The sequence below is a fragment of the Pseudomonas solani genome, assembly GCF_026072635.1.
GTDB lineage: Bacteria > Pseudomonadota > Gammaproteobacteria > Pseudomonadales > Pseudomonadaceae > Metapseudomonas > Metapseudomonas solani.
The window spans coordinates 2,092,893-2,107,574 of record NZ_AP023081.1; the positions used below are offsets into that span (position 1 = coordinate 2,092,893).

At 59.3% G+C, this 14,682-nt stretch carries 6 protein-coding genes, 2 tRNA genes, 3 rRNA genes and 1 pseudogene; 5 read left to right on the forward strand and 7 right to left on the reverse strand.

What is annotated here, in order from left to right:
• Positions 1-178 precede the first annotated feature (178 nt).
• The 3 genes and pseudogenes from PSm6_RS09360 to PSm6_RS09370 form a co-directional block, all read left to right on the forward strand.
• Positions 179-850, forward strand: a complete 672-nt coding sequence (locus tag PSm6_RS09360) for a type II secretion system protein N (protein WP_265170107.1) — start codon at positions 179-181, stop codon at positions 848-850.
• A 13-nt stretch (positions 851-863) separates the two neighbouring features.
• A complete protein-coding gene (gspD, locus tag PSm6_RS09365) occupies positions 864-2,801 on the forward strand; it encodes a type II secretion system secretin GspD (RefSeq protein WP_158480972.1) in 1,938 nt (645 codons plus the stop codon).
• Between the two features lie 153 nt (positions 2,802-2,954).
• A pseudogene (locus tag PSm6_RS09370) lies at positions 2,955-3,098 on the forward strand (6-pyruvoyl trahydropterin synthase family protein); the annotation flags it as partial.
• A gap of 319 nt (positions 3,099-3,417) precedes the next feature.
• Here PSm6_RS09370 and rrf read toward each other — a convergent pair.
• The 7 genes from rrf to PSm6_RS09405 form a co-directional block, all read right to left on the reverse strand.
• Positions 3,418-3,533, reverse strand: a 5S ribosomal RNA gene (rrf, locus tag PSm6_RS09375).
• Between the two features lie 131 nt (positions 3,534-3,664).
• Positions 3,665-6,556, reverse strand: a 23S ribosomal RNA gene (locus tag PSm6_RS09380).
• A 235-nt stretch (positions 6,557-6,791) separates the two neighbouring features.
• A tRNA-Ala gene (locus tag PSm6_RS09385) sits at positions 6,792-6,867 on the reverse strand.
• A 27-nt stretch (positions 6,868-6,894) separates the two neighbouring features.
• Positions 6,895-6,971: transfer RNA gene (locus PSm6_RS09390), tRNA-Ile, on the reverse strand.
• A 95-nt stretch (positions 6,972-7,066) separates the two neighbouring features.
• Positions 7,067-8,603, reverse strand: a 16S ribosomal RNA gene (locus tag PSm6_RS09395).
• The 16S, 23S and 5S rRNA genes sit together here with 2 tRNA genes alongside, the layout of an rRNA operon.
• 511 nt (positions 8,604-9,114) lie before the next feature.
• Positions 9,115-10,338: a CaiB/BaiF CoA transferase family protein gene (locus PSm6_RS09400; protein ID WP_265170108.1), complete on the reverse strand. Its 1,224-nt coding sequence runs from the start codon at positions 10,336-10,338 to the stop codon at positions 9,115-9,117.
• A 72-nt stretch (positions 10,339-10,410) separates the two neighbouring features.
• Entirely contained in the window at positions 10,411-11,592 is a 1,182-nt protein-coding gene (locus PSm6_RS09405) for an acyl-CoA dehydrogenase (protein ID WP_021217419.1), read from the reverse strand.
• Positions 11,593-11,776: 184 nt separating this feature from the next.
• Here PSm6_RS09405 and PSm6_RS09410 point away from each other — a divergent pair, with 184 nt between their 5' ends.
• On the forward strand, positions 11,777-12,685 hold the full coding sequence (locus PSm6_RS09410; RefSeq protein ID WP_021217420.1) for a LysR family transcriptional regulator: 909 nt from the start codon (positions 11,777-11,779) through the stop codon (positions 12,683-12,685).
• 212 nt (positions 12,686-12,897) lie between these two features.
• On the forward strand, positions 12,898-14,664 hold the full coding sequence (locus tag PSm6_RS09415; RefSeq protein WP_265170109.1) for a DUF1302 domain-containing protein: 1,767 nt from the start codon (positions 12,898-12,900) through the stop codon (positions 14,662-14,664).
• Positions 14,665-14,682 lie beyond the last annotated feature (18 nt).

Genomic DNA, 14,682 nt, shown 5'->3' on the forward strand with positions numbered 1-14,682 from the left:
GAATGCTATACACGGAAAAATCTTATTTCAAGACAGATACAAATGCCGAACGGGCATAAACGGTGGGGAACGTGATCGACGTCAAAGAACGCCATCATGTGCCACCACCCGTCCTGACCCGGCTTTGCACCTGTTTGAGCAACCGATAGTATTGCCGCGCCATTACAGGGAAGAGTCCATGGCCACCATCCTCCACACGCTGACCCGGCTCGCGGGCATTCGCTCAGTCAAGCTGTCGGCGCTCTCCCTGTGTTTCCTCCTCGTGCTCGCCGCCCTCGTGTGGCAAGGCCTGCAGCTTCGAGCTGCCCTGCAACCGCCTGTACTCGCGCCCACCGAGGCGAGCGAGCCCGGCCCGCAGGATGGCCCGACGCAACTCGGCAAAGGCCTGCTCGGTTTGTTCGGTTCCAGCGCCGATGCCGAATCCGTGGCCGCCGAGGCGCTGGAGAAGCTGCCTGAAAGCAACCTGGATCTGCAGGTTTCGGCGATTTTCTTCGTGATCCCGGCCGAACAGAGCACGGCGATCCTGGAAGACGGCGATCGCACCCTCATTCTCAAGCCCGGGGAAGAAGTCCGCCCGGGCATTGCCGTGCAGCGCATCGAGAGCCACCGGATCACGCTGAAGCGCAACGGCAAGCTGGAACAGATCACCTTCCGCGGCTATGGCGATATACCGGGGGCCAGCCCCGCGCCGGACAGCCCGATGCCCATGCCCGTTGCCCAGAACATCGAACCGGTGACCGACACCCTGGCCAGCTCGCTGCCCGCCGTGGCGAAGCCGGTACCTGCGAGCCAGGGTGTGCCCACCGCTTATCAGCAATACATTCAGCGCAAACTCGCGCAGAACAAGTAGTCGAGTAATGGAAGTGTCCACCAGAGCCCCGTCGTGCCTATTGCTCAGCCTGTGCCTGCTCTTCCCCTTCACCCTTGCCCACGCCGATGAAAAACCGGTAGCGGCCGAGGCGCCTGCGGCGTCCAGCGATGTGAAGATCAACATGCAGGACACCAACATCCGCTCCTTCATCGAGTGGATCGCCAAGACGACCGGCAAGAACTTCATCATCGACCCACGGGTGACCGGCAAGGTGACGGTCATTTCCAACGAGTCGATGAAGCCGGAAGAGGCCTACCGGGTGTTCCTCTCGGTGCTGCAGGTGCACGGTTTCTCGGCCATCGAGTCGGACAGCGCGGTGAAGGTGATTCCCGACGCGAACGCCAAGCAGAGCGGCGTGCCGCTGGTGGACGACGACAAGCTGAACGATGACCAGCAGGTGGTGCGGGTGATCCGCACGCAGCACGTGCCGGCGACGCAGTTGGTGAACATCCTGCGGCCGATGGTGCCGCAGGTGGGGCACCTGGCGGCGTACCCCGATAGCAATGCGCTGATCATTTCCGACCGGGCGTCGAACATCAGCCAACTGCTGAAGCTGATCTCGGAGATCGACCGCGCCGGGCAGTTCGAGATCGATGTGATCCCGCTGAAGTTCGCCAATGCCAAGGAGCTGTCCAGCATGCTCGGTACCTTGGTACCCCAGGGTGGCGGCGCCGAGGGTTCGAGCAAGATGAGCGTCTCGGTGGACGAGCGCACCAACAGCATCCTGATCTCCGGTGACCCGAGCAAACGCCAGCAGTTGCGCGATGTGCTCGCCAACCTGGATCGCCCGGGGAACATCATCCGCGACACCCAGGTGATCTACCTGCATTACCTGAAGGCTTCGGAAGTCGCGCAGATCCTGCAGAACGTAGCCACCAGCCTGCAGAAGCAGGACAAGGATGTGGGCATCAGCGGGGCGGAGATTTCCATCCAGGCCAACGACACCACCAATGCCCTGGTGATCAGCGCGCCGCCGGCGATCATGAAGACAGTGGAAGGCGTGGTGCAGCGCCTGGATATACGCCGCGCGCAGGTGCTGGTGGAGGCGGTGATAGTCGAGGTCTCGGACAGCAAGGTCAACGAACTGGGCGTGCAGTGGAAGACCTCGGATGGCGCCATCGGCGGTGACGGTTTCTACGGCGGCTTCAAGTCTTCGCTCAAGGGCAATACGGTCGATACCTTCCCCGGTGGCACGCCTCCCAAGCTGGATGCCGGGCTGAGCCTGGGCTTCTACAGCAACGGTTCGCTGAGGGCGCTGATTCGCACGCTGTCCACCGATGACTCGATGAACATCCTGTCCACCCCGAACCTGGTCACCCTCGACAACGAGGAGGGCAAGATCGTGGTCGGCCAGAACGTGCCCTTCGTGACTGGCAGCTCGACCAGCGCGTCGAACCCGTCCACCAACCCGTTCCAGACCATCGAGCGCCAGGACGTGGGTATCACCCTGAAGATCAAGCCGCAGATCAACGAAGGGGACTCGGTGACCCTGAACGTCTACCAGGAGATCTCCAGCGTCACCAACGACACCAGCGCGGCCGACATCGTGACCAACAAGCGCTCGGTGGAAACGCGGGTACTGATCAAGGACAACATGACCCTGGTGTTGGGCGGGCTCATCTCGGATGAGGTACGGGACTCGGGCGACAAGGTGCCCTTCCTCGGCAAGATCCCCATCATTGGCCAGCTGTTCCGCAGTGACCGCAAGGAAGTGAGCAAGAAGAACCTGATGGTGTTCATCAAGCCCACCATCATCAACGACTTCGAACACGCTGACCAACTGACTGAAGGCAAGTACAACTTCATCCGGGAACGCCAACTGCGCTACGCCGACCAGGACATCGCCAAGGGTGTGCCCACGCTGCCGGAACGCGTCAACAGCGCGGAGAAGGAGCTGAAGATCAAATCCGTACCACTACCGCCGCAGTAGCAGGGATTGACGGTTCATAAAGCCACCTGCGGGTGGCTTTTTGTTGGGCAGCCGTTGAGGCTCTTCGGCATGCCGGGGTGCCGGCAGGGGTATAAGGGCTTCGCGCAAGCGCATGGGAACCGAGCCTGGACCTGGGCGCGCCGGCAGCCAAGGCATGACATCCCCGGCCTGGAGAACCCCACCAGCGAAGTGCTCGCCAAGTGGATCTGGCAGCAGCTCAAGCCATTGCTTCCCGAGCTCAGCCGCATACGCATCCACGAGACCTGCACCAGTGGCTGCGAGTATCGCGGCGACTGACTCTTCTCCTGCGCAAATACAAAAGGCCACCCTTGGGTGGCCTTTTTGTTGTGTGCAGATCCTGTCGATTGCATCGCCTGTGTAGTCGGGCGTAGACCGGATGTAGCCCGGACTTCAGTCCGGGGCTTTTCCAGGGTTAGCCAGGAAAGGAGGAGTCACATGAGGGTCGTGGGATTAGCAGCCCTTCGGCCTGCTTGGCGACTGAAGTCGCCCCTACAAGTCGCCCCTACTGCCACGGCCACAAGCCGCTCGCCAACTTTTCTGCCGCGCAAAGTCAAACCCCCGACCTTCTGTCGAAGATCGGGGGTTTGGTATAGGTGCTTGACGATGACCTACTCTCACATGGAGAAACTCCACACTACCATCGGCGATGCATCGTTTCACTACTGAGTTCGGGATGGGATCAGGTGGTTCCAACGCTCTATGGTCGTCAAGCATTTCGGTTGGGGTATCGTCCAGGACGCGACCCCGAATGGGTATGTGATAAGGCTTTGCAAGTTCTGGCCAATTTTCGGCTAAGTCGACTTCACCTTATAACAACAATCGTCAGATTGTTTGGGTGTTATATGGTCAAGCCTCACGGGCAATTAGTATTGGTTAGCTCAACGCCTCACAGCGCTTACACACCCAACCTATCAACGTCGTAGTCTTCGACGGCCCTTCAGGGAGCTCAAGGCTCCAGTGAGATCTCATCTTGAGGCGAGTTTCCCGCTTAGATGCTTTCAGCGGTTATCTCTTCCGAACGTAGCTACCCGGCAATGCCACTGGCGTGACAACCGGAACACCAGAGGTTCGTCCACTCCGGTCCTCTCGTACTAGGAGCAGCCCCTCTCAAATCTCAAACGTCCACGGCAGATAGGGACCGAACTGTCTCACGACGTTCTAAACCCAGCTCGCGTACCACTTTAAATGGCGAACAGCCATACCCTTGGGACCGGCTTCAGCCCCAGGATGTGATGAGCCGACATCGAGGTGCCAAACACCGCCGTCGATATGAACTCTTGGGCGGTATCAGCCTGTTATCCCCGGAGTACCTTTTATCCGTTGAGCGATGGCCCTTCCATACAGAACCACCGGATCACTAAGACCTACTTTCGTACCTGCTCGACGTGTCTGTCTCGCAGTCAAGCGCGCTTTTGCCTTTATACTCTACGACCGATTTCCGACCGGTCTGAGCGCACCTTCGTACTCCTCCGTTACTCTTTAGGAGGAGACCGCCCCAGTCAAACTGCCCACCATACACTGTCCTCGATCCGGATAACGGACCAGAGTTAGAACCTCAAGCATGCCAGGGTGGTATTTCAAGGATGGCTCCACGCAGACTGGCGTCCACGCTTCAAAGCCTCCCACCTATCCTACACAAGCAGGCTCAAAGTCCAGTGCAAAGCTACAGTAAAGGTTCACGGGGTCTTTCCGTCTAGCCGCGGATACACTGCATCTTCACAGCGATTTCAATTTCACTGAGTCTCGGGTGGAGACAGCGCCGCCATCGTTACGCCATTCGTGCAGGTCGGAACTTACCCGACAAGGAATTTCGCTACCTTAGGACCGTTATAGTTACGGCCGCCGTTTACCGGGGCTTCGATCAAGAGCTTCGCTTGCGCTAACCCCATCAATTAACCTTCCGGCACCGGGCAGGCGTCACACCCTATACGTCCACTTTCGTGTTTGCAGAGTGCTGTGTTTTTAATAAACAGTCGCAGCGGCCTGGTATCTTCGACCGGCATGGGCTTACGGAGCAAGTCCTTCACCCTCACCGGCGCACCTTCTCCCGAAGTTACGGTGCCATTTTGCCTAGTTCCTTCACCCGAGTTCTCTCAAGCGCCTTGGTATTCTCTACCCAACCACCTGTGTCGGTTTGGGGTACGGTTCCTAGTTACCTGAAGCTTAGAAGCTTTTCCTGGAAGCATGGCATCAACCACTTCATCGTCTAAAAGACGACTCGTCATCAGTTCTCGGCATTAAGCGCCCGGATTTACCTAAGCACTCTGCCTACCACCTTAAACTTGGACAACCAACGCCAAGCTGGCCTAGCCTTCTCCGTCCCTCCATCGCAGTAACTAGAAGTACAGGAATATTAACCTGTTTCCCATCGACTACGCTCTTCAGCCTCGCCTTAGGGACCGACTAACCCTGCGTCGATTAACGTTGCGCAGGAACCCTTGGTCTTTCGGCGTGCGAGTTTTTCACTCGCATTGTCGTTACTCATGTCAGCATTCGCACTTCTGATACCTCCAGCAAGCTTCTCAACTCACCTTCACAGGCTTACAGAACGCTCCTCTACCGCATCACTTACGTGATACCCGTAGCTTCGGTGTATGGTTTGAGCCCCGTTACATCTTCCGCGCAGGCCGACTCGACTAGTGAGCTATTACGCTTTCTTTAAAGGGTGGCTGCTTCTAAGCCAACCTCCTAGCTGTCTAAGCCTTCCCACATCGTTTCCCACTTAACCATAACTTTGGGACCTTAGCTGACGGTCTGGGTTGTTTCCCTTTTCACGACGGACGTTAGCACCCGCCGTGTGTCTCCCATGCTCGGCACTTGTAGGTATTCGGAGTTTGCATCGGTTTGGTAAGTCGGGATGACCCCCTAGCCGAAACAGTGCTCTACCCCCTACAGTGATACATGAGGCGCTACCTAAATAGCTTTCGAGGAGAACCAGCTATCTCCGAGCTTGATTAGCCTTTCACTCCGATCCACAGGTCATCCGCTAACTTTTCAACGGTAGTCGGTTCGGTCCTCCAGTCAGTGTTACCTAACCTTCAACCTGCCCATGGATAGATCGCCCGGTTTCGGGTCTATTCCCAGCGACTAGACGCCCTATTAAGACTCGCTTTCGCTACGCCTCCCCTATTCGGTTAAGCTCGCCACTGAAAATAAGTCGCTGACCCATTATACAAAAGGTACGCAGTCACCCAACAAAGTGGGCTCCCACTGCTTGTACGCATACGGTTTCAGGTTCTATTTCACTCCCCTCTCCGGGGTTCTTTTCGCCTTTCCCTCACGGTACTGGTTCACTATCGGTCAGTCAGTAGTATTTAGCCTTGGAGGATGGTCCCCCCATATTCAGACAAGGTTTCTCGTGCCCCGTCCTACTCGATTTCATGACTAAGAGATTTTCGCGTACAGGGCTATCACCCACTATGGCCGCACTTTCCAGAGCGTTCCGCTAATCTCAAAGCCACTTAAGGGCTAGTCCCCGTTCGCTCGCCACTACTAAGGGAATCTCGGTTGATTTCTTTTCCTCAGGGTACTTAGATGTTTCAGTTCCCCTGGTTCGCCTCTTGCACCTATGTATTCAGTACAAGATAACCATCTTATGATGGCTGGGTTCCCCCATTCAGAGATCTCCGGATCAAAGTCTGTTTGCCGACTCCCCGAAGCTTATCGCAGGCTACCACGTCTTTCATCGCCTCTGACTGCCAAGGCATCCACCGTATGCGCTTCTTCACTTGACCATATAACCCCAAGCAATCTGGTTATTGTCTCTAACGTGAAGACGACATTCGCCGAAAATTCGCGCTTGAACTCGCAAATTTTACCTTGACTTGAATAATCACCAGTGAAAGAGATTATTCAGTCTACTTCTATCACATACCCAAATTTTTAAAGAACAGTTCTGGCGCAAAGACCAGAAATCAATGCCATTTTCAAGGCACTCATTTCTGAGCTTTCAGCGATTATTAGAGTGGATGGTGGAGCCAAGGAGGATCGAACTCCTGACCTCCTGCGTGCAAAGCAGGCGCTCTCCCAGCTGAGCTATGGCCCCTCGAAGACCTGCCACGCCCATGACAATTGGTGGGTCTGGGCAGATTCGAACTGCCGACCTCACCCTTATCAGGGGTGCGCTCTAACCAACTGAGCTACAGACCCAATCGTCTTACTCTCGGGTCTAACAACCCAATCGCTTTTCGCAAGTGAATCAAGCAATTCGTGTGGGAGCTTATGAAGAAGCTGATGTCTTCGATTAAGGAGGTGATCCAGCCGCAGGTTCCCCTACGGCTACCTTGTTACGACTTCACCCCAGTCATGAATCACTCCGTGGTAACCGTCCCCCTTGCGGTTAGACTAGCTACTTCTGGAGCAACCCACTCCCATGGTGTGACGGGCGGTGTGTACAAGGCCCGGGAACGTATTCACCGTGACATTCTGATTCACGATTACTAGCGATTCCGACTTCACGCAGTCGAGTTGCAGACTGCGATCCGGACTACGATCGGTTTTATGGGATTAGCTCCACCTCGCGGCTTGGCAACCCTTTGTACCGACCATTGTAGCACGTGTGTAGCCCTGGCCGTAAGGGCCATGATGACTTGACGTCATCCCCACCTTCCTCCGGTTTGTCACCGGCAGTCTCCTTAGAGTGCCCACCATAACGTGCTGGTAACTAAGGACAAGGGTTGCGCTCGTTACGGGACTTAACCCAACATCTCACGACACGAGCTGACGACAGCCATGCAGCACCTGTGTCTGAGTTCCCGAAGGCACCAATCCATCTCTGGAAAGTTCTCAGCATGTCAAGGCCAGGTAAGGTTCTTCGCGTTGCTTCGAATTAAACCACATGCTCCACCGCTTGTGCGGGCCCCCGTCAATTCATTTGAGTTTTAACCTTGCGGCCGTACTCCCCAGGCGGTCGACTTATCGCGTTAGCTTCGCCACTAAGATCTCAAGGATCCCAACGGCTAGTCGACATCGTTTACGGCGTGGACTACCAGGGTATCTAATCCTGTTTGCTCCCCACGCTTTCGCACCTCAGTGTCAGTATCAGTCCAGGTGGTCGCCTTCGCCACTGGTGTTCCTTCCTATATCTACGCATTTCACCGCTACACAGGAAATTCCACCACCCTCTACCGTACTCTAGCTCAGTAGTTTTGGATGCAGTTCCCAGGTTGAGCCCGGGGCTTTCACATCCAACTTGCTGAACCACCTACGCGCGCTTTACGCCCAGTAATTCCGATTAACGCTTGCACCCTTCGTATTACCGCGGCTGCTGGCACGAAGTTAGCCGGTGCTTATTCTGTCGGTAACGTCAAAACAGCAAGGTATTAACTTACTGCCCTTCCTCCCAACTTAAAGTGCTTTACAATCCGAAGACCTTCTTCACACACGCGGCATGGCTGGATCAGGCTTTCGCCCATTGTCCAATATTCCCCACTGCTGCCTCCCGTAGGAGTCTGGACCGTGTCTCAGTTCCAGTGTGACTGATCATCCTCTCAGACCAGTTACGGATCGTCGCCTTGGTGAGCCTTTACCTCACCAACTAGCTAATCCGACCTAGGCTCATCTGATAGCGCAAGGCCCGAAGGTCCCCTGCTTTCTCCCGTAGGACGTATGCGGTATTAGCGTTCCTTTCGAAACGTTGTCCCCCACTACCAGGCAGATTCCTAGGCATTACTCACCCGTCCGCCGCTGAATCATGGAGCAAGCTCCACTCATCCGCTCGACTTGCATGTGTTAGGCCTGCCGCCAGCGTTCAATCTGAGCCATGATCAAACTCTTCAGTTCAATACTGCTTGGGTTTTGAGAAAACCCTAAACTTGGCTCAGCAATCGCAAATAAACTCTCGAATTCACGAGTGTTACTTGTGTTGCTGATAATCAGTCGACTACCAGTCTTACATCACAAGCACCCACACGAATTGCTTGATTCAAGTTGTTAAAGAGCAATTTCGATTAAGTCTTTCGTCTCAACCGAGGCCGCGCATTCTACAGCAGCCTTTCTATCTGTCAAGCTGTTTTTCGAAGAATTTTTTCTTTCTACTCAACAACTTAGCGCTTCAGTTGACTTCGTCTTCTTCAGCGAGGGGCGCATTCTACATCACCCCGGTACCGCGTCAAGTTGTTTTTTGAAAATTTCTTTTCGTTTCAACAACTTACTCGCTTCAGCGGAGCGTTCCGCTTCAGCGAGGCGCGCATTCTACATGAGCGAGGATGGGTGTAAACCCCCATTTTGAAAAAAGCTGAATCTTTTGTTCAAACGGTCAGGAATCACCCTTTCCCTCTCTATATAGGAAGGGTCAGATAACCTGCTTGTCGCGCAGCGTGGCGATAGCACCGCCGTCCAGCCCCAGTACCCGCGCGAGCACCTCATCGGTGTGTTCGCCCAAGCGCGGCGGCGCGAGACGGTATTCCACAGGGGTGTCAGACAAGCGCAGCGGGCTCGCCACCTGGGCAACCAGCCCCGACAGTGCGTGCGGCAGCTCCACCTTCAAGCCACGGGCCAGCACCTGGGGATCCTCGAACACTGCCGCCAAGTCGTTGATCGGCCCACAGGGCACACCAACCTCCTCCAGCGCCGCCACCCATTCGGCCGTGGTCTTGAACACAGTGGCCTGGCGGATCAGCGGGATCAGCTCGGCCCGGTTCGCCACCCGCGCCTTATTGGAAGAAAAACGCGAGTCGTCAGCCCACTCCCGGTGGCCGGCTACCTCGCAGAACTTGCGGAACTGCCCATCGTTGCCGACGGTAAGGATGAAATCCCCGTCTGCGGTGGGGAAGTCCTGATACGGGACGATATTGGGATGCGCATTCCCCAGCCGACGCGGTGGGTTGCCCGTGGTGAGGAAGTTCATCGCCTGGTTGGCCAGGCAGGCTACCTGCACGTCCAGCAACGCCATGTCGATGTGCTGGCCACGCCCGGTCGTCTCCCGTGCGGTCAATGCAGCGAGGATGGCAACGGAGGAATACAGCCCGGTGAGGATATCGGTCAGCGCCACCCCCACTTTCACCGGCCCGGCGCCCTCCTCCACATCCGAGCGCCCGGTTAGGCTCATCAGCCCGCCCAGCCCCTGGATCATGAAGTCGTAGCCCGCACGCTTGGCGTAAGGCCCGAACTGGCCGAAGCCAGTGATGGAGCAATAGATGAGGCGCGGGTTGATCGCCCTCAGGGATTCATAGTCCAGCCCATAAGCGGCCAGCCCACCCACCTTGAAGTTCTCGATGAGGATGTCCGACTCCGCTGCCAGCTTGCGCACCAGCGCCTGCCCTTCGGCCTGGGTGAAGTCGATGGTCACCGACTGCTTGTTGCGGTTGGCGGAGAGGAAGTACGCCGCCTCGCTGGTGTCCCGGCCATCGGCGTCCTTCAGGTAGGGCGGCCCCCAGGAACGGGTGTCATCCCCCGCGCCCGGGCGCTCCACTTTGATCACCTCGGCGCCCAGGTCGGCGAGTATCTGCCCAGCCCAGGGGCCAGCCAGCACGCGGGAGAGATCGAGCACGCGGATATGCGAAAGAGCACCGGCCATGGAATCACCTGAAGGAAGAAGTAAAGGCAGGCACCACTCCCTCTATATATAGAAGGAGTGGCAGGCCATGGATCAGAAGAACGCCTGGATGCCGGTCTGCGCGCGGCCGAGGATCAGCGCGTGCACGTCATGGGTGCCCTCGTAGGTGTTCACCACTTCCAGGTTCACCAGGTGACGGGCGATGCCGAACTCGTCGGAGATGCCGTTGCCGCCCAGCATGTCGCGGGCCAGGCGGGCGATGTCCAGCGCCTTGCCGCAGCTGTTGCGCTTCATGATGGAGGTGATCTCCACGGCGGCGGTGCCCTCGTCCTTCATGCGACCCAGGCGCAGGCAACCTTGCAGGGCCAGGGTGATCTCGGTCTGCATGTCGGCCAGCTTCTTCTGGATCAGCTGGTTGGCAGCCAGCGGGCGGCCGAACTGGTGGCGGTCCAGCACATATTGGCGCGCGGTGTGCCAGCAGAACTCAGCCGCGCCCAGGGCGCCCCAGGAGATGCCGTAGCGAGCGGAGTTCAGGCAGGTGAACGGCCCCTTCAGGCCACGCACCTCGGGGAAGATGTTCTCTTCCGGTACGAACACGTTATCCATCACGATCTCGCCGGTGATGGACGCACGCAGTCCCACCTTGCCGTGGATGGCCGGTGCGCTCAGGCCTTCCCAGCCCTTCTCCAGCACGAAGCCACGGATATCGCCGGCATCGTCCTTGCCCCAGACCACGAAGACATCGGCGATCGGGCTGTTGGTGATCCACATCTTGCTGCCGCTGAGGCGATAACCACCGTCCACCTTGCGCGCGCGGGTGATCATCGAGCCCGGGTCGGAACCGTGGTTCGGCTCGGTCAGGCCGAAGCAGCCGATCCACTCGCCGCTGGCCAGCTTGGGCAGGTACTTCTGCTTCTGTGCTTCGCTGCCGAACTCGTTGATCGGCACCATCACCAGGGACGACTGCACGCTCATCATCGAGCGGTAGCCGGAATCGACACGCTCCACCTCGCGGGCGATCAGGCCGTAGCACACGTAGTTCAGGCCGCTACCGCCGTACGCCTCCGGGATGGTCGCGCCCAGCAGGCCGACATCACCCATCTCGCGGAAGATCGCCGCGTCGGTCTTCTCATGGCGGAAGGCTTCCAGCACACGGGGGGCCAGCTTGTCCTGGGCGAACTGCTCGGCGCTGTCGCGCACCATGCGCTCTTCTTCCGTCAGTTGCTGGTCCAGCATCAGCGGGTCGATCCAGTTGAAAGCAGCTTTGGCAGCCATGGAGGAATCCTCGGTAAGCGGTGGATGCGGAACGGGTCGCGCCCGTCTTGTCGTATGCATTCATCCTAGACAGTGCTGGGCGAGAGGGGCAAACGAGGATTTCGCACCCTCTTGTGCTAATTTCTCACTCCGAAACCGCCATGACCGCCATTTAAGCCGCTCAATTGTGAGGCAGAGGTACAGCATGCGTCGCAAGATCCCCAGCACCAGCGCCCTGATCGCCTTCGAGTCCGCCGCGCGGCACCAAAGCTTCACCAAGGCCGCCGAAGAACTGGCCCTCACCCAGAGCGCGGTCTGCCGGCAGATCGGCGGGCTGGAAGAATTCCTCGGCCTGGAGCTGTTCCGCCGCTCGCGCCGTGGCGTGAAGCTCACCGAAGCCGGCCTCGCCTACTCCCGGCGCATCGCCACCCAGCTGGATGCCGTGGAACGCGACACCCTCGCCGTGATGGGCCAGCAGGGCGCCATGGCCATCGAACTGGCCGTGGTGCCCACCTTCGGCACCCAGTGGCTGGTCCCCCGGCTGGCCGACTTCCAGCGCCTGCACCCGGAAGTGACGGTCAACCTCACCAACCGCACCCGCCCCTTCCTCTTCGCCGACACCGCCTTCGACGCCGCGCTCTACTTCGGCGACGCCGACTGGTCCGGCACCGAATCCCACTTCCTCATGCACGAACTCTCGGTGCCGGTGTGCAGCCCGCGCCTGCTGGAGGGCCGCGAGCGGCTCAGCGCCAGCGAGATCGCCCGACTGCCGCTGCTGCAGCAAACCACCCGCCCCTATGCGTGGCGCCAATGGTTCGGCTCCCTCGGCCTCAACGTCGCCCGCGACATGAGCGGCCCGCGCTACGAGCTGTTCTCCATGCTCGCCCAGGCGGCCACCCACGAGATGGGCATCGCCCTCATCCCGCCCTTCCTGATCCAGCGCGAGCTGGCCGACGGCAGCCTGGTCACCGCCCTGGACCACAGCTTCCGCAGCGACAAGGCCTATTACTTGATCATCCCCGAGCGCAAGGTCGAGTCCGCCGCCCTCGGCGCCTTCCGCGACTGGCTGGTGGAAGCCGCGCGCCTCTATCGCCAGCAGGCCGGGCAGGACTGAGACGCCACCCCCGGCACTGTCACGCAAAGTAGCAGCGCACCCCGCCAGGTCATCCCACGCCGGCGCCCGCACCCTGAAAAGCCCCGCAAAGCCCCGCCCGGGCGATGGCATCACCCACCCGGGTGATAGGCGAAATCGCCCGTTCAGGCAGTTATGGGCAGACTTTCGGCTGATTAGCATGAGGCCTCCTTCATCCTTCACTGGAGAGCCGCATGACAACAAGAACAATGCGCGGAATCTTCCGGCCGCACGCGCTGGCCGCCGCCGTGGCACTGGGGTGCACCGCCCCCGCCTTCGCCATCACCTTCAACATCGGGGAAATAGAAGCGCAGTTCGACTCGTCGCTGTCCGTCGGCGCGAGCTGGGGCACCCGCGCGCCGGACCCGGAATTCATCTCCGTCGCCAGCGGGGGCGAAGCGCTGTCGCGCACCTCCGATGACGGCCGCCTGAACTTCAAGAAGGGCGAAACCTTCTCGAAGATCTTCAAGGGCATCCACGACCTCGAGCTGAAGTACGGCGACACCGGCGTCTTCATCCGCGGCAAGTACTGGTACGACTTCGAGCTGAAGGACGAGCACCGCGAGTTCTACGACATCGACGACCACAACCGCAAAGAGGGCGCCAAATCCTCCGGCGCGCAGATCCTCGACGCCTTCATCTACCACAACTACAACCTGGGCGACCTGCCCGGCAGCGTGCGCGTGGGCAAGCAGGTGGTCAGCTGGGGCGAGAGCACCTTCATCGGCAACTCGATCAACAGCATCAACCCCATCGACGCCGCCGCCTTCCGCCGTCCCGGCGCCGAGATCAAGGAAGGCCTCATCCCGGTCAACATGATCTACCTGTCCCAGAGCCTGACCGACAGCCTCTCGCTGGAAGCCTTCTACCAGTTGGAATGGGACCAGACGGTGGCCGACAACTGCGGCACCTTCTTCTCCACCGCCGACGTGGTCGCCGATGGCTGCACCGACCGCCTGATCGTCAACGGCCCGGACCTGCCGCCCGGCGTCTCGCCCAACACCGGCGCCACCCTCTACATCCCCCGCGCCGGCGACAAGGACGCCCGCGACAGCGGCCAGTTCGGCGTCGCCATGCGCTGGTTCGTCCCGGAGTTCAACGACACCGAGTTCGGCGCCTATGCGATGAACTATCACAGCCGTGGCCCGATCTTCAGCACCATCCGCACCACCACGCCGAGCGGTGCGGTGATCCCCGGCGCCCCGGGCGCCCGCTACTTCATCGAATACCCCGAGGACATCCGCCTCTACGGCGTCAGCTTCCAGACCAACATCGAAGGCACCTCGGTCGCCGGTGAGCTGAGCTTCCGCCCCAACATGCCGCTGCAGCTCAACAGCACCGACCTGTCCTTCGCCGCCCTGGCCGTGCCCTCCTCGCCGATCTTCGAAAGCGGCCACGGCAGCAACACCGCCGGCGCCATCCTCCACGGCTACGAGCGCAAGCCCGTCACCCAGGCCCAGGTCACAGCCACCCAGTTCGTCGACCAGGTTATGGGCGCCAGCCGCCTCACCCTGGTGGCCGAGGTCGGCTACAACCACATCGGCGGCCTCGACGACGACATGGGCGAACTGCGCTACGGCCGCGACCCCATCTACGGCCCCGGCCAGCTCTCCTCGGCAGCCACCTGCCTGGCGCTCACCGCCACCAGCCCGGCGCAACGCGAGTGCAACGACAAGGGCTTCTACACCAGCAGCTCCTGGGGCTACCGCGCCCGCGCCGCCCTGGACTACAGCAACGTCTTCGCCGGCATCAACCTCACCCCCAGCGTCGCCTGGTCCCATGACGTCGACGGCTACGGCCCCAACTTCAACGAAGGCAGCAAGGCCATCAGCCTCGGCCTCAACGCCGAATACCAGAACACCTACACCGCCAGCCTCAGCTACACCGACTTCTTCGGCGGCCACTACAACACCACCACTGACCGCGACTTCATCGCCCTCAGTTTCGGCCTGAACTTCTGATCAACGACCGCATAGGAC